The sequence below is a fragment of the Streptomyces sp. NPDC020742 genome (assembly GCF_040641675.1).
In the GTDB taxonomy this organism is placed as follows: domain Bacteria; phylum Actinomycetota; class Actinomycetes; order Streptomycetales; family Streptomycetaceae; genus Streptomyces.
Genome location: NZ_JBFAEA010000002.1, coordinates 458734 through 480930, shown reverse-complemented (window position 1 = coordinate 480930; position 22197 = coordinate 458734). Strand labels below are relative to the sequence as shown.

The 22197-nt window shown below is 70.7% G+C and carries 15 protein-coding genes; 12 read left to right on the top strand and 3 right to left on the bottom strand.

The features are described from left to right. Positions 1-14: 14 nt before the first annotated feature. From AB0G84_RS06145 to AB0G84_RS06135, 3 genes are read left to right on the top strand one after another with little or no spacing between them, the layout of a single operon-like run. Entirely contained in the window at positions 15-2633 is a 2619-nt protein-coding gene (locus AB0G84_RS06145) for a lantibiotic dehydratase (protein ID WP_361316163.1), read from the top strand. After that, positions 2630-3661 carry a thiopeptide-type bacteriocin biosynthesis protein gene (locus AB0G84_RS06140; RefSeq protein WP_361316160.1) on the top strand — a complete coding sequence of 344 codons (1032 nt, stop codon included), beginning with the start codon at positions 2630-2632 and terminating at the stop codon, positions 3659-3661. Before AB0G84_RS06145 ends, AB0G84_RS06140 begins: the two co-directional genes overlap by 4 nt. Then, positions 3658-4839 carry a thiopeptide maturation pyridine synthase gene (locus AB0G84_RS06135; RefSeq protein ID WP_361316158.1) on the top strand — a complete coding sequence of 394 codons (1182 nt, stop codon included), beginning with the start codon at positions 3658-3660 and terminating at the stop codon, positions 4837-4839. The genes AB0G84_RS06140 and AB0G84_RS06135 overlap by 4 nt, the downstream gene beginning before the upstream one ends. A 27-nt stretch (positions 4840-4866) precedes the next feature. Here AB0G84_RS06135 and AB0G84_RS06130 read toward each other — a convergent pair whose 3' ends face one another. After that, positions 4867-7734, bottom strand: a complete 2868-nt coding sequence (locus AB0G84_RS06130) for a LuxR C-terminal-related transcriptional regulator (protein WP_361316155.1) — start codon at positions 7732-7734, stop codon at positions 4867-4869. A gap of 632 nt (positions 7735-8366) precedes the next feature. Between AB0G84_RS06130 and AB0G84_RS06125 the strand changes: the two genes are divergently transcribed. The 4 genes from AB0G84_RS06125 (at position 8367) to AB0G84_RS06110 (ending at position 14861) form a co-directional block, all read left to right on the top strand. After that, entirely contained in the window at positions 8367-9425 is a 1059-nt protein-coding gene (locus AB0G84_RS06125; protein ID WP_361316153.1) for a zinc-dependent alcohol dehydrogenase family protein, read from the top strand. A gap of 104 nt (positions 9426-9529) precedes the next feature. After that, on the top strand, positions 9530-10579 hold the full coding sequence (locus AB0G84_RS06120) for a questin oxidase family protein (RefSeq protein WP_361316150.1): 1050 nt from the start codon (positions 9530-9532) through the stop codon (positions 10577-10579). A 767-nt stretch (positions 10580-11346) separates the two neighbouring features. Next, complete coding sequence (locus AB0G84_RS06115; protein ID WP_361316830.1) at positions 11347-13869, top strand: SdrD B-like domain-containing protein; 2523 nt, start codon at positions 11347-11349, stop codon at positions 13867-13869. A 311-nt stretch (positions 13870-14180) separates the two neighbouring features. Then, a complete protein-coding gene (locus AB0G84_RS06110) occupies positions 14181-14861 on the top strand; it encodes a hypothetical protein (RefSeq protein ID WP_361316827.1) in 681 nt (226 codons plus the stop codon). A 7-nt stretch (positions 14862-14868) separates the two neighbouring features. Here the strand turns inward: AB0G84_RS06110 and AB0G84_RS06105 are convergent, their stop codons facing one another. Beyond that, positions 14869-16080, bottom strand: a complete 1212-nt coding sequence (locus AB0G84_RS06105; protein ID WP_361316825.1) for a right-handed parallel beta-helix repeat-containing protein — start codon at positions 16078-16080, stop codon at positions 14869-14871. Between the two features lie 214 nt (positions 16081-16294). Between AB0G84_RS06105 and AB0G84_RS06100 the strand changes: the two genes are divergently transcribed. After that, positions 16295-17446 carry a Dyp-type peroxidase gene (locus AB0G84_RS06100; protein ID WP_361316147.1) on the top strand — a complete coding sequence of 384 codons (1152 nt, stop codon included), beginning with the start codon at positions 16295-16297 and terminating at the stop codon, positions 17444-17446. 173 nt (positions 17447-17619) lie between these two features. On the opposite strand, the gene AB0G84_RS06095 is transcribed toward AB0G84_RS06100, so the two are convergent. Beyond that, positions 17620-17910 (bottom strand): MarR family transcriptional regulator, encoded by a 291-nt coding sequence (locus tag AB0G84_RS06095; RefSeq protein ID WP_361316822.1) that lies wholly within the window; start codon positions 17908-17910, stop codon positions 17620-17622. A gap of 188 nt (positions 17911-18098) precedes the next feature. Here AB0G84_RS06095 and AB0G84_RS06090 point away from each other — a divergent pair, with 188 nt between their 5' ends. The 4 genes from AB0G84_RS06090 (at position 18099) to AB0G84_RS06075 (ending at position 21421) form a co-directional block, all read left to right on the top strand. Further along, positions 18099-18260, top strand: coding sequence for a hypothetical protein (locus tag AB0G84_RS06090; RefSeq protein ID WP_361316145.1), 162 nt, complete (start codon positions 18099-18101; stop codon positions 18258-18260). Between the two features lie 79 nt (positions 18261-18339). Further along, complete coding sequence (locus AB0G84_RS06085; RefSeq protein WP_361316143.1) at positions 18340-18480, top strand: hypothetical protein; 141 nt, start codon at positions 18340-18342, stop codon at positions 18478-18480. 87 nt (positions 18481-18567) lie between these two features. Further along, on the top strand, positions 18568-20004 hold the full coding sequence (gene gndA, locus AB0G84_RS06080; protein WP_361316141.1) for an NADP-dependent phosphogluconate dehydrogenase: 1437 nt from the start codon (positions 18568-18570) through the stop codon (positions 20002-20004). A 514-nt stretch (positions 20005-20518) separates the two neighbouring features. Then, positions 20519-21421, top strand: coding sequence for an alpha/beta hydrolase (locus AB0G84_RS06075; protein ID WP_361316138.1), 903 nt, complete (start codon positions 20519-20521; stop codon positions 21419-21421). Positions 21422-22197: the final 776 nt, after the last annotated feature.

Sequence of the window (22197 nt, the reverse complement as noted above, 5' to 3'; positions counted from 1 at the left end):
GACTGGAGTCGGCCATGACCGAGGACTTTTCGACACCGGACGCGTTCGGCGTACGGATCGGCGGGCTGCCCGCTTCCACGCTGGACGATCTGCGCTCGCCGGAGTTGTGGCAGCAGGTAGCGACCGTACGCGGGGCGGAACGCCGACTGGAGCGTCTGGCAGCCGAGCTGTCCGACCGCCTCTACCAGCAGATCGGCCGTGCCGGTTCCGGCAAGCCGCTCCTGGTGGCCGTGCGGCGGGCCATCCACAACCGCCGCCCGCTCGCCGAGCGCCACTGGAACGACGCCGTTCGCGCGCTGCTGCCCCGGCCCGTCATCGACCAGGTGGACACCTGGGCGCGGCTGCGGGCCGGCCATCAGGGGGAACTGGCCCGGCTCGATGACCTGATCAGCCACCATCTGCGCACCCAACACACACTGCTGCGCAAGGCGGCAGCCGATCCCGGGTTCCAGCACGGCCTCGTCCTGAGCAGTCCGGTGCTCCTCGCCGAGGTCCGCAAATGGCTCGCGCGGCCCGATGAGCGCGCACCCGACCGCTCGTTGGCGCTGCGGCTCACCAAGTACCTGGGCCGGGTGACCATGAAGACCAGCCCGTTCAGCACCTTCACCGCCAGCGGCCTCGGCACCTGGAGCGAGGGGGAGCAAGGCTGCGCGCCCGCCGGACCCGAGGTGCGTACGGTCGCCGAGCTGAACGTATGGATCGTCCAGCAGGTCGTGCACGAACTCGGCAGCCGTCCCGAACTCGCCGGGGGCAGACGGCTGCGCCTCAACCCCAGCGCCATGCTCGAAGACGGCAGCTGGCGGTTCCTGGGGACGGCGGCCGAGGAGCCGCTGCGTACGCTGCCCGAGGCGGCCGCGGTGCGGGTGTGCGTGGACGTGGTGCGCGCGGCCCGCCCCACCCGCGAGCAGGCGGCCCGGGCCGTCGCACACCGCACCGGCAGCGACCCGGACACCGCCGCCGCGTACCTGGCACGGCTGGAGGAACTGGGGCTGCTGGAGGCCGAGCGGCCCTTCGCCGACCAGGCCCTCGACCACGTCGCCGACCTTCGCTCCTGGCTTGCCGGGGCGACGAGCCCGGAGCTGGTCGGGGTCGAGCGGGAACTTGCCGTCATCGCCGAGACGCTGTCCGGCTACCCGCAGGTGACGGATCCGGCGCAGCGGGTGCGCGCCACGGAAGCCGTCGAGGACGCGCTACGACGGATCAGGGACCTGCTCGCCCCCGGGCGCATCAGTCTGCCCGCCAAGAACAGTGTCATCGAGAACGCCCTGCTGGCGACGCCCTTCCCCGGGCCGGACCGGGGCGTATGGGAACCGGTGCTGAGCGACCTGGACGCGCTGCGGCAGTGCTACGCCGTGCTGGACCCCGCCCTGCCCGGCCGGGTGACGCTCGCCGACCTGTTCGCCGAGCGCGTCGGGGCCGGGGAGACGGTGCCGTTCCTGACCTTCCACCGGCTGGTCCAGACGTGGCTGCGCGAGGACCCCGCGCTGCCCGCCCTGCTCTCCGTCGCCGTGCACGGTTACCGGACGATGCACGACCACCGGCTCCCGCGGCTGGGCGAACTGGCCGCATTGCGGGACGAACTGTGCAATCTGGTCCGCACAGCTCCGGCCGATGCACACGGTGTCGTACGGATCGCTCCCGAGCAGCTCCTGGCGGTCACCGAGCGCCGGCCCGGGTGGATGCGGGCGCCGGACTCCGTGGCGTACTACGGCCAGCCGCTCGGCACCCGCGCCGCGCCCGAGTTCGTGGTCAACGCCATCAACTCGGGGCACGGGCGCGGACGTGACCGTATCCGGCGGCTGCTCACCCAAGCGGGCCTCGGCGCGGCGCGGGATACCGTCGTGGACTCCGCCCTCCCGCCTCCAGGCGCCGTCCACGCCGACACCTGCCGCCACTTCGGAAGCAACGTGGGCCTGCGAGTGTCCGCCGTGGCCGCAGAGATCGAGTATCCCGGAGGGCTGAGCCTGCGGCCGCCCGAGCACCGCGTCCGCCTGGGGGACCTGCGCGTGACGCACGACCCCGGACTCGGCCTGCTGACCCTGCATGCGGCAGGGCACGCCGGCGAACTGCGGCCGGTCCACCCCAACCTCATCGCGGAACTGTGGCTCCCGCCGGCGCTGCGCCTGCTGATGCAGACCTTCGGCGCCACGTCCAACCTGCTGATCCCCGGACGGCGGATGTTCGGGGACCCGTCCCTCACCGAGGTGCGGGAGGTCCTGGTGGAGCCGCGGGTGGTCGTGGGGCGTACGACGGTCAGCCGCCGGCAGTGGGTGCTGCCGCCCGACGCCGTGCCGAGGCGCGGGAAGGGCGAGAGCGACCGGTCGCTGCTGCTCCGGCTCGCCGGATGGCTGGAAGAGCACCGGATGCCGCAGCGCTGCTTCGTCCGTGCCCTGGACCCGCAGTCGGTGGTCAGCGGGGACGTATGGCGCGTCAAGTCCCGCAAGCCGCTCTACGTGGACTTCGCCAACCTGCTGCTGGTCGGGGTCTTCGAGCGGCTGCTCGCCGCCGGGACGGGACAGGTGGTCTTCCTCCAGGAGGCGCTGCCCGGTCCCTCGGAGATGCCGGCCCACGGCGACAGCGGCCCCCGGGTGACCGAGTTCCTCGTCGAGATCAACGAAGGACGGACACGATGACCATGATGAACGGACACGGCGACGGTGCCCTCCTGGATCCGGCGACCGCTCGGTCGGCGGACTGGGTGTGCGCCCACGTCTTCTACGACGCCGACCAGGACGTGCTGCTGACGCGCTGCGTGCAGCCGCTGGTGTCGGAGCTGGAGAAGCGCGGGGTGATCCAGCGGTACTTCTTCCTGCGCTACTGGGAGGGCGGCCCGCACGTGCGACTGCGCCTGCTCCCTTCCCGCGACGGTGACCGCGCCGAAGTGGCAGAGGCGATGGAGCACGGGCTGGGTGCGTTCCTCGCGCTGTCGCCGGCTCCGGACGTGGTGGACCGCTCCCGCTTCGCGCAGGTCGCACTGGGACTGGCCGGGCTGGAGGGCCGCAGCGGCCACGACGTCGTGGTGCGGGCCAACAACACCGTGGAGTTCCTGCCCTACGAACGCGAGCACGCCGACTACGGCCACGGCGCCGCCCTCGCCGCCGTGGAACGGCACTTCTGGGAGTCGAGCCGGCTGGCGCTGTCGGTGATCGCGGCGGGCACCACGGTCGAGCAGCGCGCGCTGCTCGCGTTCGACCTGGTGGTGGGCGTCTTCGCGCTGTGCGATGAGATCCGCGACCGGTGGGCGCAGCACGGTGGGCCGCCGCTGCCGTTCGGGAGCGGACCCGAGGCGGCCGATGTCGAACCGCGCTACCTGGCGCAGCGGGAGCAGCTGCACGCGCGCGCCCGGCGCACCTGGGAGCTCGCCGCCGAACCGCCCGGGACCGGCCAGCGCGGATACTGGCTCGCGACGGTGCGGAGGCTGCGCGACGCGCTGCACCGCATGGAGGAGTCCGGCACGTTCGTCGCCGACTGGGCGGCCTCACCGTTGGCGGATCCGCTGGAGTTGTCGGCCACCGCGCACCCGGCGACCAGTCTGGTGCTGTTGCGCTGCGCCCACCTGGTGAACAACCGGCTGGGGCTGACCTTGTGGCAGGAGAACCAGCTGCGGTTCCTGGTGGGGCGGGTGCTGGCCGAGCTGCCCGAAGCCCAGGGCGTCGCATGACCGGGGCCGCCGAGGCCTCCTGGCACAGCCTGCACGTCCACCACCACGACGAGGCCACGGAGCCGGAGCTGATCCTGCGGGCCGTACGCCCCGCGTTCGCCGCGGTGGCCCCCTTCGTGCGCGACGCCTGGTTCGGCCGGCACTGGCTGCGCGGACCCCATCTGCGCCTCAACTTCCGCACCGACGAGCAGGCATGGTGCGAGCGGGTGCGCCCCGTGGTGACGGGCGTCGCCACGGACTACCTGCGCGCCCACCCCTCCACCGTCCGCCTGGACGAGGCCGCGCTGGCACCCGTGCACGAACGGCTCGCGGAGCTGGAGATGGAGCCCGAGCCGCTCCGTCCGTGGGTCGCGGACAACACGGTGGTGGAGCGCCCGTACGACCAGCGGCTGCACGTACTCGGCTCGCTCCGCGCGAGCGAGCTTGTGGCGGGCTTCCTCGCCGACACCAACGACCTCGCGTTCCGGATGTACGAGCAGCTGCCCGCCAACCCCCTGTCCGTACTGGCCCTGGACCTGATGTGGGCCACGGCGGCCGCGGCAGCGATCCCGTTCGAGGACGGCAGCGCCCCGATCGAGCGGGGGGTGCTGTCCCTGCGCTCGCACGCGGACGCCTTTCTGTCCCGCACGAACGACCCGGCGGCCTACCGCACCCGCTTCGACGAGCGGTTCCGTCGGCAGGAAGCTGCCTTGGGCGCGCGGTTGCGGGAGGTGGAAGCGGTCCTCGCGGAGCCGGAGGGCGCCGATGCCACAGGCTCCGGGGTGCCGTACGTACGGGAGTGGGCGCGGGCCGTTCGTCGGCACCAGCGGACCGCCCAGCCGCTGCTCGTTTCGGGCGAGGTGTCGATGGGCGGGGCAGCGCTCGCTCCGCGCATGCCGACGCGGCAGCTCAGCGAGTTCCACCGGCTCCTGCTGTCCGACCACGGGCACCGGGACTTCCTCGACGACGCGTGGTTCGCCTCGTTCCGGCTGGTGATGAACTACCTGTACCTCCATCTCAACCGGATGGGACTGGCGCCCGTGGAGCGCGCGCTGCTGTGCCACCTGGCGGCGCGGACGGTGGAGTCGGTGCACGGCACGTCGGCCATCGCCAGCTTCGAGAGGTACGTCGCCGCACCGGACCGGCGGGAGGAACCCGGCTGGCGGCGGATCGGCGCCGAGTGGGCAGAGGGAACGTGACGAGCCCCTTCCCGCCCCGCCTCGGCGTCAGCCGCCGCTGAACACCTCGGCGAGTTGGCGGCGCCCCGCAATCCCCAACTTGCGGTAGGCGCCGGAGAGATGAAACTCAACGGTGCGAACGGTGACGAACAGCCGGCCCGCGATGTCACGGTTGGAGTATCCGTCCCTGGCGAGGCGGAGGATCTTCCGTTCCTGGGGCGTCAGGCTGTCCAGGAGCGGATGAGGGGAGTGCGCGGCGGCACGATCGGCGGAGGCCGGGTCCGCAGCAGGCCTCCCTACGCTCGCCGGTCGGGGCATGGCCGAGAGCGTCCCGGAGGGTTCCAGGGCTTCCGGGCCAAGTGCCCGGAGGGGCCGCCGGGCCCCCTGGACGCGACGGGCCAGCGGCTCCGCGCCGCACGCCTGGGCGAGCTGGAGGGCCGAGAGCAGCTCAGTGCGGGCCGCCTCCCCGCGCCCGGCCCTGACCAGTTCCTCCCCCAAGGCCGCCTGCACAACGGCGAGTTGGAGGCGGTCCGAGGACCGGGCGAGCACCGAGGCCGCATCAGCGAGCAGGTCGATCCGCCGCTCCCCCGACTCGGTGAGCGCCAGGGCGTGCAACGCGGGGCCGATGGACTCCGCGGTGCCCCAGCGGCGGGCGTCAGCCAGCTCTCCGCCGGCGAGTTCGGCGGCCTCCTTGCGTTCGCCACACGCCGCGAGGACCCGAGCAGCACGGGAGCGCCAGGGCAGCACCGCGGGGTTGCGCACCCCGGCCTCCTCCAGAAGGCGGCCCGCCGCGAGCAGGTTCTCCACGGCGCGACCGGGATCGTCGCCCTCGTGGACCGCCGCCCGCGCGGCCAGGGCGTACGCCGAGTCCCGCCGCCACGGCAGCTGGTCCCGGTCCAGTCCGCTCTCAGTGAGCAAGGAGCGCGCCGAGTCCGTCGCGCCCCTCAGGACCCGCACCTCGACCAGGGTTGCCACGCCGGTCACGGCCAAGGGGCGCCCGGTGGCCGCGAAGGGAAGCAGGCGGTCGGCCATGGGGGTCAGGACGGCGTCGGCAGCGTAGAGATCGCCCCGGGCCCGCAGCACCGTCGCCCGCAGCAACTCGATCCTGACGTGATCCCAGCGACCGGCTCGGGCACCAGCGACCCTGCGCCCACGGCCGCAGTGCGTCCACGCCTCGGCAACTTCACCGGCGGCCACCAGCGCGCCGCAGGCGTGCCACAGCAGCGTGGCCGAGCCGTGCCCCTCCCCCCGGGGCAGGCCCTGCCGGGCGTGCCGGGCGGCCACCCCCCGGTCAGCCCCGGCGTCGACCGCATGGACCGCGCGCAACGCCGCGAGCTCCCGGCCGGCGGCGCCCCTGTGCGGGGCCTGGCAGGTCAGGCTGCCCGGCGGATCGGCCGCCCGCGCCAGCCACAGGGGGCCGCGCCGGCAGGTGAAGGCCTTGTGCAGGCGCAGCCGCAGCTGCAGGGAGCTGTCACCCGGCGTGCGTCCGAGCCGGGCGGCAGCGCCGTCAAGGACGGTGACGGCGTCCTCGGACCGGCCGCACTCATCCAGTACGACGGCCAGCGCCAGCGCGTACTCCACGGCGACGTCAGGGGTGTGGGACTCACAGCGGGCGTCGTCCAGGAGGCGTAGGGCGCGCTCAGGGTCGACGAAGGCGTACAGCCCCGCCAGCTCCCGGCGGACGGCCAACTTCTCCTGGGGGCGCAGAGGTTCGCGGAGCGCGCCCCGCAGATACCGTGCCGCTTCCTGGGATCTGCCCTCCTGCTCCCGCCGGCGTGCGGCCCGCCACAGACAGCGCATCGCCCATTCCTGCCCCACGGGGCCGATGGCGAGCAGGTGGCGGGCTATGGTCGTCGCATCGGCCTGCCGGTCGCGCAGCAGAGCCGCCGCCCGCAGATGCAGCGCCGTTCGGGTGCCGACGGCCATGCTGCCGAGAACCATCGCCGCCAAGAGCGGGTGCCGGAAGGCCAGCGGGGTGCGGTTGGCGAGCAGGCAGGCGTCGACGAGCTGGTCGACGGCACCGAGCGCCTCCTCAACCGTCAGGCGGGCCAGCTCAGCACTGACCGCGACCTCGGCCTCGCCGCCGAGCACCGCAACCGCCCGCGCGAGAGCCAGGGCGGGCGTGCTCAGCGGTGCCAGCCACCGGTCAACCCCCGGCAGGGCACCTGACGCACCGGTGACGCGGAGCGCGTCTTCCGTGGGCACGCTGCCGGAATGGGGCGCCAGCAGGGCGTACAGAAGGGCGGGATTGCCGCCGGTGAGTTCACCACACACCGCGGCGGTTCGCGCATCGAGGCCGACCCGACATCGTTCGGCGGCGGCTGCTGGCAGGTCCTCCACCCGCAGCCCCGATACGTCGATGGGCTCCGCGGCAGCGAGGAGTGCGGAGCCGGGCGCACTGGAGGCCCCGTTCGAGGGGGCGGAGACCGCCCCGGCCCCCGTGCCGCAGGTCCTGGCCGTCAGCACGATGGCCAGCGGCGCAGGCGGCACCGTCCGGGACAGGTCCAGCAACCACCGGAGCGACCAGCTGTCGACACCGGCCATGTCATCCACGCACAGCACGACCGGGGTGTCCCGTCCTGCCTGCACCGCTGCGGCCAGCCCTTCGAGATCGCCGGGCGGCGTTCGGTGCTGCACCGCTACGAGTTCGCCGTCACCGTCGCCGGGCGACAGCTGAGCGAGGAGCCGATGCGCCGCCGCACAGGGACGGTCCCCCACTCTTGTCCCGCGTACCACGGCCACCCGGCACCCGGCCGCGGCTGCTTCCGCTCCGAACGCGTCGAGCAGCGCCGACTTCCCCGCTCCCGGCTCGCCACGGAGCACCGCCACGACCGCCCCGGTGCCCCTGCGGGACTGTTCGAGCACAGCTCGGAGCCGTGCCGTCTCGCTCCTGCGGCCGATCTCCCCGAGCGCCATGAGCCCCTCCCGATCACCGGCCGTCGTGCACAGCTCAACGTACAAAGCCGACGATCAGTTCACAGGGCATATGACGCACAGGAGGGGTAAAATTCACCAATCGTCTTGAAAGAGACCCTCTATGGCAGGATGCCTCGATGCGCACCGGCGCGTTGGAGGCCCCGCCCCGGGTCGTGCCCTTGCCCACCGGGACGACGGCCACCGCGGCGGACAAGGCCCGTCGCTACGCACCAGCCGCCCCACGGGGCTGACACCTTTACCCGTCCCCGGGAGCGCTCTCCTACAGCAAAGAATGCGCGGCACGTACTGAGGCCGACAAGCCGTCCCACATGTCGATGGAATCGATTCGGCCGCAGCCGACGGCAGCGGAGGAGACTCGTCCGGCACGGACGAACCGGAAGCCACCTGAACCGCCGCCCGGCGGTTCGCACGACGACTTCGAGGTCGAGCGCCATCAAAACCGGTCGGCAGCGTGCGTGGAGCGGACTGGTGACCAGGTGGAGCCGTCCGAGGCTGGATTGCAGAGCCTGTCAGTGGCGCTTAGCGTGATGTCGGGGACTCCAGGTGCTCTCTGGTGCGCCCGCCGAGTTCGTCGGGCGCTGAGAGGCGAAAGGTCACTCATGCCACGATCCATGCGTGCGCTCGTAGCCGGAAAGCTTGGCGAGCCGGCCGATGTCCTGCGGCTGGAATCCCGTCCTGTTCCCACGCCGGAAGCCGGTCAGGCATTGATCCGCGTGAAGGCGACTCCGATTCACGCCAGTGATCTGCACGTACTGCGCGGCCGCTACGGTTTCTTCCCCGAGTTTCCCACTGTCGGCGGTCACATGGAATGCGTGGGCCGTATTCAGTCCCTGGGCCCGGACACCGAGGGCCGGAAGATCGGCGAGCGCGTGGTGGCCGTTGCTGTCCCGGCGATTCCCGGGCCGCATGTGGCCGGCACGTGGCAGGAATACCTTGTTGCCGATACACGAAGGATCCTGCCGGTCCCCGACCATCTGAGCGACTCCAGCGCCTGTCAGCTCGCCGTCAACCCGCTGACCGCGCTGCTACTGGTGACGCGCGAACTCGACATACAGCCGGGTGAATGGCTGTTGCAGACGGCCGCGGGCTCCACCGTCGGCCGGCTCGTCATTCAGCTGACCCGGCATCTGGGTATGCGCACGATCAATATCGTGCGGCGGCGCGATGCCGTCGAGGAGATCAAGGCGCTTGGTGGTGACGAGGTCATTTGCACTGAGGACGAGGACCTGTTGCAGCGCCTGGCCGAGATTGCCGGAACGGCTGGCGTGCGCAAGGCCATCGACTGTGTCGCGGGCCAGGTGGGTGCCCAGGTATCCCAGTCATTGGCCCCGGGAGGAGAGCTCGTGGTCTACGGCGCGCTCTCCACCCATCGGCAGACTGACCCGGCAGCGCTGACGATCCCGCTGCTGGCACGCTCGGTCATCTACGAGACCAAAGCAGTCCGTGGCTTCTGGCTGAACCGCTGGTTCGGCGCCGCCTCACCTGCGGACGCGCTGCGCGCGCTGTCCGAGGTGCGCAGCCTCGTCGCTGATGAAGTGCTCAGCATCCCCCAAGGCAAGCCGTTCCCGCTCGAACGCTTCACTGAAGCCGTCTCGTTCGCCGAAGCACCCGCGCACGGTGCAAAACCGCTCTTCGTCTTCGAGGACGGCCGGGACGAAGGCGACGGGTAGCACGCGGCCCGGGTCTTACGACCACCGGTGCAGGCCGACGAGGACCAGCGAGGTAGTCCGAAAGCCCGTTACGCCGGGCCGGTCCGCCGACCTAGCCTCGGGCGATGAACACGACGAGCGGCACACTCGACGAAGCCCTGTTACGCCTGCACAGCGCCGGCCCCGAGTTCCGGGGCTATCTCAGCAATCACGGACCCATGGCCGTCGAAGCCATGGTCCGCAACGGCCAGGCCGGGTCCGTCCACCGCTGGCTGGACGCCTACGCGGACAAGCTGGAGGACGTGCCGGCTGCCCGCTCCCGTATCACCGACGCCAACTGGCCGGAAGCCCTGGGCGATCCGAGCCGGGTTACCGACTGGACCGGCTACTTCACCGAAAAGGTCGCCGAGCGCCCCTGGCGCGAACTCCTCACCGAGTGGTGGCCGCGTCTGTTGCCCGGCATCGCCGGCGCCGCCACCCACCCCGTCATCCGCGTGGGCCACACCGTACGCAGCCTCCTGACGGACGGGGAGGACGCCGTGCTGATCGCGGAGCTCGCGCATGCGCTCGGCTACTGGGCTGCCCGCCACCTGCCCCTACCCACCGCGGTGCACCCCACGGGCGGTGCCACCCCGTCGGAGGCCCTGTCCGCCCTCCCCCGGATCACCGATCAACAGGTGACGCCGGTGGAGGGATACGCCCAACTTGCCTCCCTTCCCGGTTGGTTGAGCACTGCCGAGTCGCTGCACCTCCCCGACGATCCCGAAGCCGTTCGCCAGGGCCTGACCGCGCTGGTACGCGCCGCCGCCCTCTCCTACGCGCACCACGGCCACCGGAACGGCATCATGCTGGTGCACGCCGCCACCGCACCGAACGCCGTGCTGCGCACCCTGCCGGCTCTCCCCCGGCACCTGTGGGCGCGTTCCTTTTCGGCGGCCTGGGCGGCGTCCTCGGCGATCACCACGCTCTACGCCGCCGACGCCCCGCGACCGGCACCAAGTGCGGAGGCGGTCACACCTGAAGAGGTCTTCGAGCGGGCGGTCGCCCACGGCAACGAGCATGCGATCAAGTTCGCGGACACCGCTCTGGACATCGCGGCTACCTCGGAGGACGGCGACACCGGCGCCCTGTCGGCCGCCCTGAACGCCCTGGCACAGATCGACAAGGACGACTGACTCCGAACCCAGCCCGCCGACTGAGGAGTCCACGAAGAAATTCGGTAGGCCCATGTCTCGTTGCCTGCCGCCTCGCACTGGATAAGCCGTGGGGAAGGGGAAGGGGAAGGGCCTGCCGTGGCTGCTGATGGATGATCTGTGGGGTCGGGTCGAACCTCTGCTGCCGGTTTACGCTCGACGGAAGCAGAGGCTCGGCTGCCCAAGAAGGACAGTGAATGCCTGCGGGGTGTCCGGTTCGTGCTGCACACGGGCATCGAGTGGGAATGGAATTTCGCCTGTCGCACATTCGTCCGGTCCCCATTCTTCTGGGCACTTGAGGACTATCGCGGATCCCGATGGATGCCAGGCGTTCTGCTGGTGACGGCGGGACTCCAGCGGATAGAATGTCGCGCGCTGCTCGCGATGGCGGTCGGCGAGGTCGGCGGTGGGGGCGAGGGCGCCGTGATGGAGTTGCAAGAACACACCAACCTGGGCCACCCCGCTCAAGGCACTGAACGCGCGTTCGCTTTTCCTGGCCTGCGACGCTTAGAAGTCGCCCACCATATCCTCAAGCGATCACCACAAAGCGGTCCACGCAACAGCGTGGGCCTTCTTTCTTTTCCGTGGCGTTCGCACCGGCGTCCGCGTCCGGGGCCACGAAGTGGACGTGCAGCAAGAAGCAGTGGCTTCGTTTTCCTGACAAGAAGAGTGTGGAGTGTGATGCCATGAACCGAGTCGGCAGGGAATCTCGCCGGTCGGCCTGGAGGCTTGTGGAGCCGCTGGCGCGCATGGGGTTATCCGTTCTTTTACTGGCAGGCGGCGTCGTGGGAGCGACGGCTGGACCGGCCGCCGCTTCGACCGCCGACGGCACGCTGACAGTTGAGGTGCTGCGCGACTTCTTCGGCACCGGCGTCATCAACAAGACGATGGACGTCCCACAGCGGGGCATGAAGGTGGAGATCTCCGACCCCGCCGGGCACGAAGTCACCGGCGTCACGGATGCCACCGGAAAGGTCGTGGTGTCGCGTTCGACCGCGCTGAGCGGCGGCCAATACCGCGTCGACGTCAGCGTCCCGGCACCGTACAGCGGCTACCTGCGGGCGGCGCCTGCGTCGACGGCGGAGAACCACTTCGACAGCTTCACGTCGTTCGTGGATGTGTCGGACGGGAAGAACGCCTCGGTGGTGACGGGCGTGTGGGATCCGGCCGACTACGCGCTGCCGGACTCGCGGTACTTCGTGCCGGTCCACAACGGCGCCAACGGGACCGACAACCGGGCGTTGGTGGCGTTCGGGACGAAGACCCGGGGCACGTGTCCCACCGATGTGGCGTGCCCGGCCACGCTGGCCACGCAGGACCAGGTGGGCACCACGTTCGGGTTGGCGTACGACACGTACCGGACCCGGCTGTTCCAGAGCGCGTTCGCCCGCCGGTACGCCCCGTACGGGCCGCAGGGCGGGGGCGCGATCTACACGGTGCCGGTCAACGGCTCGGGTGCGCCGGAGCTGTTCGCGCGGGTGCCGGACGCCGCGGTGACGCGGCACGACTCCGCCAACATGATCAAGGACCCCGGGTTCACCGACGCGCCGGGCAAGGAGAGCATCGGTGGCCTGGCCCTGTCGGAGGACAGCTCCACGCTGTACGCGGTGAACCTGCGGACCCGCAGCCTGGTGAGCTTCGACGCGACCGGGGCCACCGCCGCGGCGCCCAAGTCGACGGTCCCGATCCCGGACCCGGGGTGCGCGAGCCCCGACGACTGGCGGCCGTTCGGTCTCCAGGTCCACAACAACACGCTGTACGTGGGCGGTGTGTGCAGCGCGGAGAGCACCCAGCAGCGCGCGGACCTGAAAGCCTTCGTCTCCACCTACGACGGCAATCGGTTCACCACGGTGCTGAGCCACCCGCTCACGGACAAACGCGGCAGCGTCTTCGGTTCCGGAGACAAGGCCACCCACTGGAACCCGTGGAACACCGGCCTGGACACGTGGGACGACCGGAAGGCGGGCGGCGTCTTCATCGATCCGCAGCCGGAGCTGGCCTCCCTGGCCTTCGCCCGCGACGGCTCGATGATCCTGGGTTTCCGCGACCGGTTCATGGACGTGCTCAGTTGGGGAGGGCTGGACCCCCGCCCGGGGAACGACACGGCGGAAAGCGCCATGTCCGGTGGTGACATCACCATGGTCTGCGCCACTCCCACCGGTGAATACCAGTGGGAGGGCACCGGGAGCTGCCCCAACCACGCCACCCCCGCCAACAATGGCGGCCAGGCCGCCGATGTCGTCGAATACTTCCCGGGCGACTTTTACGCCAACGCGCACCAGGAGACCGCGCTGGGGTCGGTGGCCTATATCCCGCAGCAGCAGTGGGTCGTCAGCACGGAGTTCGACCCGGTCGTCAACGTCGCGACCTCAGGGACCGGGTACCACGACATCACGACCGGTCAGGGTCCGGGCAACAACCCGACCGCCAACGGGTTCCAGTTCGTCAGCGGGGTACAAGGCGGGTTCGGCAAGGCCGGCGGGCTCGGTGACATCGCGTACGCGGCGGCGAACGCGCCGATCCAGATCGGCAACGTCGTGTGGTTCGACGGCGACCACAACGGGATTCAGGACCCGGGGCACGTGCTGCTGCCGGGGGCGACGATCAACCTGCTGGACGCGGACGGCAAACAGGTCGCCACGACCAGGACCAATGCCGCCGGCGAGTACTACTTCGGGGGTGTCGGCGCCGCGTACGAGCTCACGCCGGGCGCGAAGTACACGGTGCAGTTCGACGTGTGCACCGCGGACACCCGCCAGGTGCCGGAGCAGCCCCCGGCGCGCGAGCTGAGGTTCACGCTCCCGCGGGCCGGTGCCAACCGTGCGCACGACTCCAATGTGACCCCGCCGACCACCGGACCGTTGTGCAACGGCTACGCGCCTGTCACGGCGCCGGACAAGCCGGGCGGGGTCGATCACACGATTGACGCCGGGGTGTACATCCCGAAGGCAACCCCGACACCGACACCGACACCGACACCGACACCAACATCGAGCCAGACCCCGAGCCAGACCCCGAGCCAGACCCCGACTCCGAGCCACACTCCGACGCCGGGCCCGACCTCGCCAACGAGCCCGACCTTGCCGCCGGCCGCTACGCCGCCGGCACCCGCACCGCCTGCCAACCCGGCTCCCGCCGGTGGGAGCACGGGCTCGCTGGCGCGCACCGGTATGTCCAGGCTGCCAGAGATGATCGCCCTGATCGGTCTGCTGGTGGGTTCCGGCCTGGTCCTCGCGTTCATGAGCCGGAAACGGCGCGCCCGGAAACACTGAACGAACCGAACAACAGTGGTCTGCCTGCCCGCGGTCCGGATGGCGCGGTCGGGCAGATCACGTCTCGGCCGGTCCACAAGGGCCGGCCCTGGCGTCGTCTGCCACTGGACTGCCGAGTGCCGCCGCGCCCGCACGGCGGCCGAACAGTGCGGTGATCGAGAGGGTGAAGCAGAAGAGTGTCAGCGTCGAGCCGCGTGCGGAGCGTGAGAATCCAGCAACCTCTACCAGGCCGTGCGGCTGACCGGCGCCGATGGCTGCGGACGCGCTGGGCGGCAGCCGTGATCGGCACAGCGGCCGTCGCGGTGACCGCGGTGGTCGCGTTCCTGGTCGCCGACGGCGGCTCTGGCCCCGCCGGTCCGCGCGCACTGGCTTCGGATGAGGCGAACCGGCTGGCCATCACGCGGTTCCGCAACTACGAGGCGCACGGCCGCGCGGTGACGATCACTGTGCCGGGCACCGCCGGCGGGCTGGTCGTCACCGGGTCCGTCGACTACCAAGGCAAGCGCGGTTACGGCGTGGTGCACGGCACCGGGCGCCACACATCCAGCGACGGGCTGATCCAGTGGACGGCCACCTCGGTGTTCGTCCACCCGATGGCGAACGCCCCGGCGCGCGCACCCGCGTCGCCGCCCCGTTCGGCCTGGTACAGCCGTCCGCTGCTGTCGTCCGGCAGCGCGCTGGACAGTTCGCTGACCATCGCGCTCAGTCTCGGCAGCGACCGGCCGGACAACGCCGAACTGCTGCCGCAGAACGGCGCCGCCTGGTGGGGACGGGACCAGGTGGACGGGCATCGGGTGGACGTTATGACCGGGCCGTCCTCCCGTCACCGCTCCGGTACGGCGGGCAACGTGCGCTACTGGGTCGGCGCGGACGGCACCATGTACCGGGTCCGCGTCAGCGTGGGTTCCGAGTCGCAGCCGGTGGTCATCGACTTCGACACCCAGAAGTACGTTCCGGTCAAGCCGGTACCCGGAGTCCCCCCGACGCGGTAGCCGCTGTTCAGGACGTCCGCACCCGCGCGTGCGCGGCGAGCAGGGACGCTGACGGCAGCGGGATGCCTGCCGTCTTCGGCAGGGCCGGAACGGCCGGTACGGCGGTGGCGCCCGTAGTAGTGGCGTTGGGGAACTGCAGCTGCGGACCCGGCGCCGCGACCTCGGTGAACGGGATGCCACCGGGCGCCGTCGGCATCGCCCACCTGCCGGCCGGCGAGGGCGACCGGGCCGGCAGCGGGCAGGACTCGGTGGTCGCGAGCCGGGCGGGCACTGTGGTTCGCAGATCGTTGCCGCGCAGGCAGTTGCCCCGTCCCCGCGTGGCGGTGGGGAACGTCCAGCCGACGTCGATGCCGTTGCCGTTGAACGTGTTGTCCACGATCTGGTTGCCGCCCGGAGGTACGTCGGCGGTTGCGGTGATCACCAGCCCGGCGTTGCTGTTGTCGGCGATGAGGTTGCGGAGGAACTGGTTGTCGCTGCCGCCGTCGATGCCGATGCCGGTGCCCCACCCGCCGTCGGCCTGCGCCGGGGTCGCCTTCTGCTGGTTGGCAGCGATCAGGTTGCCCGCGATGACGGCGCCCTGCTGCGGGAGCAGCTTCTCCTGGTGGTCGGAGTCGGTGGTCAGGCCGACCCGGTTGCCGACCAGGCGGTTGCCGACCACGTACATGTCTTCGCTGGCGTTGGTGCCTTCGTAACCGACCGCGTTGAGTTCGGCGATGTTGTCCCGCACCACGATGTGACAGGGCTTGCACTGTCCGACGTAGATGCCCGAGTCGGCCCCGCCTGACGCGTACGAGTGCTCGATGACACCGTTCTGCGCGGAGAACGCGTAGATGCCGTACAGCCCGTTGCGGGTCGCGGTCACGTAGGAGACCAGGAACGACTTCAGGAAGGTGACCGGCTCATCGCCGGTGTCGTAGCCCCCGGAATGCCCCGGTAGCCCGGCGACCGCTTTCGCCGAACCGGTGACCAGAACCCCGTTCTGGGTGTTGTTCTTTACGGTCAGGTTCTCCACGGCCCCTCCGGGCGCGGTGACGACGATGCCGTTCGGTTGCTGCAACCGCCCGTCGATCACGACCTTGTCCCGGGACTCACCACGAAGAGTGACGCGGGGCGTGGAGACCTTCACCGACTCGTGGTACACGCCCGGCGCGACCAACACCAGGTCACCGGGGTGAGCGAGCGACACCGCATCCGAGATCGTCGGGGCGTCAGCCGGCACTCTGATCGTCACGTGCGCGCCGGGTGGTCGCCGGCCGTGGTTCGACCCGTCATCGCCGGGCCCGCAGCCCGCCAGTACGCATGTCAGTGTGCTCAGTAACGCGACCATCACGCGAAGACGGAGACGAGGCATGGCCTCATCCTGGCATGAAGTCATACCTGCGGTTGGCCGACCAACTCGCCTGCCCCATAACGGATATGGCATTCTTCACGCCGTGAGCCGAGCCGACTCCCACCCATCACGCCGCGCCTTCATCGGTGCCACCGGGGCCGTGGCGGCCACCGGGCTCACCGCCGGGTGCGAATCGCCCGCACCTCAGCCGAGCCGGCCTTCTGCCCCCGCGTCACCCATACGGGTGTCGCCGACCGGCCGTCATCAGGCAGGCATCGCGCTCCCGCAACCGGCCCAGCCGAACCTCCTGGCGGTGGTGGCCGACCTCGGTGACGCCGTGGCCGTCGGCCCGCTGCTGGCCGAACTCGGCCAGGCGGTTCGCACGCTCACCGCGGGAACCGATCCACGACTGCTGGGCCTGCCGCCGGGCGATCTCACCGTGACGATCGGGGTGGGCCCACGGCTGGTGCGCATGGCCGATCCCTCCCTGCCCGGCGCGGCAGACCTCCCCCGGTTCTCCCGCGAGCGGATCACCCCGCAGGCACGCGGCGGGGACCTGCTGATGCAGATCTGCGCCAGCGACCCCTTGCTGTTACCGGTCGTCGCCACCGCGCTTCTAGAGCAGGCCGGTCACCGGATGCGTGAACGTTGGCGGCAGTCCGGACGCCGCGGTCTGAACGTCGCCGTGGACAAGGGCATCTCCGCGCCACGCAACCTGCTCGGTTTCATCGACGGCATCGTGGGCCCGCACACGACGGCCGAACACCAACGCCACCTGTGGCTGGCCGGACCGGCTCCCGTCGGCGGCGGCACGATCGCCGTAGTACGGCGCATGGAACTCGACCTGCCGCGGTTCACCGCACTCTCCGTCGCCGACCAGGAGGCGGTCTTCGGCCGGCGCAGAGCCACCGGCGCGCCCCTCTCCGGCGGGACCGCGGCCTCGGACCCGAACCTCGGCGCCAAAACCCCGGACGGGCGCTACCTCGTCCCAGCCGACGCCCACGTCCGCCGGGCCAACCCCAACGTGGTCGGCGTTGGTCTCATGCTCCGCCGCTCCTACAGCACCGACGCTCCCACCCCGGGCCTGCTCTTCATCAGCTTCCAGAACGACATACGCACCTTCACCAACACGCTTACTCATATGGATGATTCCGACGCACTGCTGCGCTTCACCACCACCACCGCCAGCGCAACATTCCTCATCCTCCCCGGCTTCGACCAGCAGCACCCTCTCGGCGCCAAGACGTTCCACTGAAGCAAGTCACCGCCCTTCAGGCGGAGTTGGAACGTACGGGCCACGCCGCCAACCAGGGGGCCTGGTCCCTGGCCCCGGCGCTCCTCCACTTCCGGGTGTCGCACCTCGCTCATGAGCGCGCGCACCCGGGCCCGGCGTGCGCGGCCTCGCCTCGGGCTGGCGGGTTCGCGCGTTCACCTCGAGGACTTGCGTTGGAGGTCGACCACGCAGCGCAGGGCAGACTTGAAGGCGGCGTATTCCTGCCTGCCCAGCGCCTTCGCGTGACGTTCCTCGATCGTGCGCATGATGGCCGCGGCGGTCTCCATCTGGAGCAGGCCACGCTCGGTGGGGCAGATCAGTTTGGCGCGGCGGTCAGCGGGGTCGGCCTTGCGCTCGACATAGCCCAGCCGTTCGAGATCGTCGACGAGGGAACCGATGACCTGCTTGTGCCGTCCGGAGGCGCGGGCGAGTTCGCTGGCCCGGATGCCCTCGGCACGCAGGTGTGCGAGGACGGCGCCGGCGCGCGGCTGGATGTCGTCGAAACCCTGCTCGGCGAGCGCGGCGAACAGCTCACGTTGAACGGAGAAGAGGATCTGGGCGGCGAGTACGCCGAGGTCCGGTTCCGTGGTCTGGTTCCTGAACCTTCAGCCAGACCAAGCGGCAGGCGGGGCTGGTGCGCATGCAGCAGGCGGGCGTGATCGTCAGCGACTACGCCACTCTCATGGTCGAGGCCCTGGCCGACAATGCGGCACCCGAGTCCGGCGCCGTCTACGCCGCTCTCGACATGCCGTTCGCCGTCCTGGTTGGCCAGATCTCCGCGGCCCACCAGGCATAACGGCCCCCGACCCGCCGCCTTCGGCTACGGAACCCGCCGGTGCGTCAGCAGTGTCCACTTCATGGGTGACCATCATGATGTGATACGCAATATCGGAAGTGCTGCTGTCGGCCGGGAGGCGGCGGACCAGCCCTGCGCCGCGTACGCCCCGGCGTTGCGATACGAGGGCGCGGAGATCTTTTCATTGCTGTGGGAAGTGGCCGCCTGGGCGATGGTGTGAGCGGTGAGCTGTTGGGCAGCCGACAGCGCTTCGCCGGGCCACGGAAATGACGTTCAGGCGTGTCGGCAACGGCAGGAGTTGATGATCATGACTGGGCAGGCGGACATCGGCGTGACCGGGCTCGCGGTGATGGGCCGCAATCTGGCCCGTAATTTCGCACGCCACGGGCACACCGTCGCGCTCCACAACCGCACCGAGGCCCGCACTCAGGCGTTGATGGACGCATTCGGCGACGAGGGGAGCTTCGTGCCCACCGCGTCGGCGGAGTCGTTCGTCGCCTCGCTGGCACGGCCGCGACGGCTGGTGGTGATGGTCAAGGCGGGGGCGCCCACGGATGCGGTCATCGACGAGTTCGCGCCGCTGCTCGAACCGGGCGACATGATCGTCGACGGGGGTAACGCGCACTTCGCCGACACCCGACGGCGTGAGGCCGCGCTGCGGGACCGGGGGCTGCACTTCGTCGGCACCGGCGTGTCCGGCGGCGAAGAGGGCGCGCTCCACGGCCCGAGCATTATGCCCGGTGGCTCGGCCGAGGCGTACGCATCGCTCGGCCCCCTGCTGGAGGACATCTCCGCCAAGGTCGACGACGAGCCGTGCTGTACGCACATCGGGCCCGACGGTGCCGGCCACTTCGTGAAGATGGTGCACAACGGCATCGAGTACGCCGACATGCAGCTCATCGCCGAGGCGTACGACCTGTTGCGCCGGGCGCTGGGCATGGATCCGGCTCGCATCGCCGAGGTCTTCCGGACCTGGAACCAGGGCCGGCTGGAGTCGTACCTCATCGAGATCACCGCCGAGGTCCTGGGGCACACCGACGCCGCCACCGGCAAGCCGTTCGTCGACGTGGTACTCGACCAGGCGGAGCAGAAGGGGACGGGCCGCTGGACCGTGCAGACGGCATTGGACCTGGGCGTACCGGTGAGTGGAATCGCCGAGGCCGTCTTCGCCCGCTCCCTGTCCGGCCACGCCGACCTCCGCGACGCCGCACAGGGGCTGCCGGGCCCGGCCGGCCGGCGCCTCGGCGGGTCGGCGGCCGAGTCCTTCACCGACGACGTGGAGCAGGCCCTGTACGCATCGAAGATCGTCGCCTACGCACAGGGCGTGCACCAGATCCAGGCCGGCAGCCAGGAGTACGGGTGGGGCATCGCCCCGGGAGCCGTGGCGAAGATCTGGCGCGGCGGCTGCATCATCCGGGCCCGCTTCCTGAACCGGATCACCGAGACCTACAGCGGCACGGACCAGCCGGTGACGCTGCTGACCGCGCCCTACTTCGGGGAGGCGCTGGAGGCGGCGCAGGACGCATGGCGGCGGGTGGTGTCCTCGGCGGCCCAACTGGGCCTTCCCGCCCCCGGATTCGCGGCGGCGCTGGCCTACTACGATGCCCTGCGTTCACCGCGGTTGCCGGCGGCGCTCATCCAGGGCCAACGGGACTTCTTCGGCGCACACACCTACCGACGCACCGACCGTGACGGGGCCTTCCACACGCTCTGGGGCGCCGACCGCACCGAGCACTCCGCCTGACCGACTCGAACATGACCGCCGCACTCGCCCTCGTGGCCAAGGAGCGCGGTCGGCGTCCTCCCCCAGCAGGATCAGCCTGGCTAGACCATAGGATTCGGTCTCCATCGACGTGATCGCATAGCCGAGGACCACGAACTGCACGCGTTCCTCCGCCTCGGCACCGGGCGCGAGGGCCGCGAGGCAGGCCAGGTGACCACTGGCGGAGAACCCCATCAGACCGATGCGGTGCCGAGATCCGGCGCCGCCGCGCGAGTGGGACACGCAGCTCACGTGCACGCGGCTCACGTGCGGGCGGCTCATGTGTGGGCTCTGGAAACCCGTTGGCTCCGGCATTCACTTGCCTGGCTCACTGCTGTGACCCGGCTGGAGTGCGTGGCCGCGCCTGCCGGTGCGGAGGGGTGAACACTCAGGTGCCGTAGGCCTCACGGAGGGCGTGAACACCATGGCAGCATTTCCGGTCCCCGGCTCACGGCGCCGCATACGTCGCACACACGTCATCGCGGCTGGGTGCGCCATGGCCCTGTGCCCCTTCACGGCGGTCCCTGCCACCGCGGACGGGGTCTCGACCAGGGCCAAACCCACCATCGTGCTGGTGCACGGGGCGTTCGCGGACGCCTCCAGCTGGAACGGGGTCGTCGAGCGGCTCGAACGTCGTGGCTACGCCGTCATGGCCCCTGCCAACCCGCTACGCGGGCTGTACAACGACTCCGCCTACCTCGCCTCCGTGCTGGACAGCATCAAGGGTCCGATCGTGTTGGTGGGGCACTCGTACGGCGGCTCCCTGATCAGCTCGGCCGCCGCGGGCAACCCCCGGGTGAAGTCCCTGGTGTACGTATCAGCGCTCATGCCCGACGTGGGCGAGAGCGGAATGTCCCTGGGCGCCAGGTTCCCCAGCGAAATCGGCACTGCCACGAGATCCGTTCCCTACCGGGCCGGCGGCGTCAACGGGACCGACCTCTACCTCAAGCCCGACAGGCTCCATCAGGTCTTCGCCGCCGACCTGCCGGAGAGCACCACGAGGCTCATGGCGGTGACCCAACGGCCGGTGGCCACGACCGCGTTCTCGGAGAAGGCCAAGGTGGCGGCCTGGAGACACCTCCCGTCGTGGTTCCTCGTCGCGAAGCAGGACAAGACCATCAACCCCGACCAGGAACGCTTCGAAGCGAAGCGTGCGGGTTCACACACGGTGGAGATCGACTCCTCCCACGTGGCCATGATTGCCCACCCCGAAGCGGTCACCGACCTCGTCCTCCAAGCCGCCACTGCGGCCGATTCCGTCCGGCCCTCGCTGCCCGCCACAGGGGCTCCCCATGACGCCCGGGCCGAGACCGCGCTCACCGGCATCGCCGCCGCCTCGTTGATCGCGGGCGCAGGAGCACTCCTCCTGAGCCGCCGGCTGAGACGCTCCGCGCGCTGACGGCGCCCCAGGACGGGCGTCCCACATCAAGAGCAAGAGCATGGTGCGCACCACGGAGAAGCGCCCCCATCCGGAGCCGCAGCCCTACGAGATCGCCGCCATCAGTTTCGGCACGCATCCGCAGTGAGCCGCCGGGGCGGCGAGGCCGTTCCGGCGCTGGCGAGTTGCGGCGATCCGCACCATGGGTTTCCACGGTGGTACCGCCTGGCGCGTAGACGAGGTAGGAGGCGATCTCGTCTACGCCTGGCCGGGCTGCGGCGGGCCAGCAGCCACCGCTGGTGGGTGCGTTGGTCACCGTCGAAGTCCGCGACGGCCGCAGGCGGCCGGCCACCTGGTCGTAGACGCGCGGTCCCTCGGCGCAGTCCCCGCACGAGATCCGCTCCCACGTCTCCTCGGGTGCCGGGACGAGGGCGTGGTCGATGCGGCCGAGGCCTGCGTGGAGTTGCTGGGGTTTCAGCACAGCCAGGGCGTAGCCGACGCCGGCCTCCTCCGGACAGCGGCGCATCCACCACTCCTGACCGTAGGCGCAGTCACCGGTCACAAGGGGGTGCGATGGGCTTCGAGGTCCGGAAGGTTCGAGGTGTGGCTCAGAGGCACCGGGGCTTCACTCCGTCGGCGACGGCCTTCGGCCGGGACACCACGATGGCGTGGGCGGCCCCATCAGCCTCGACGGTCGCCCCCGGTGCGCTACCGGAACGAAGTCGGTGCGCTGTGGGCACATTCCAGGTCAGGAACCTGACCTAACGTCCTGTCAGGCGCTCGAACGGGCTGGGCCC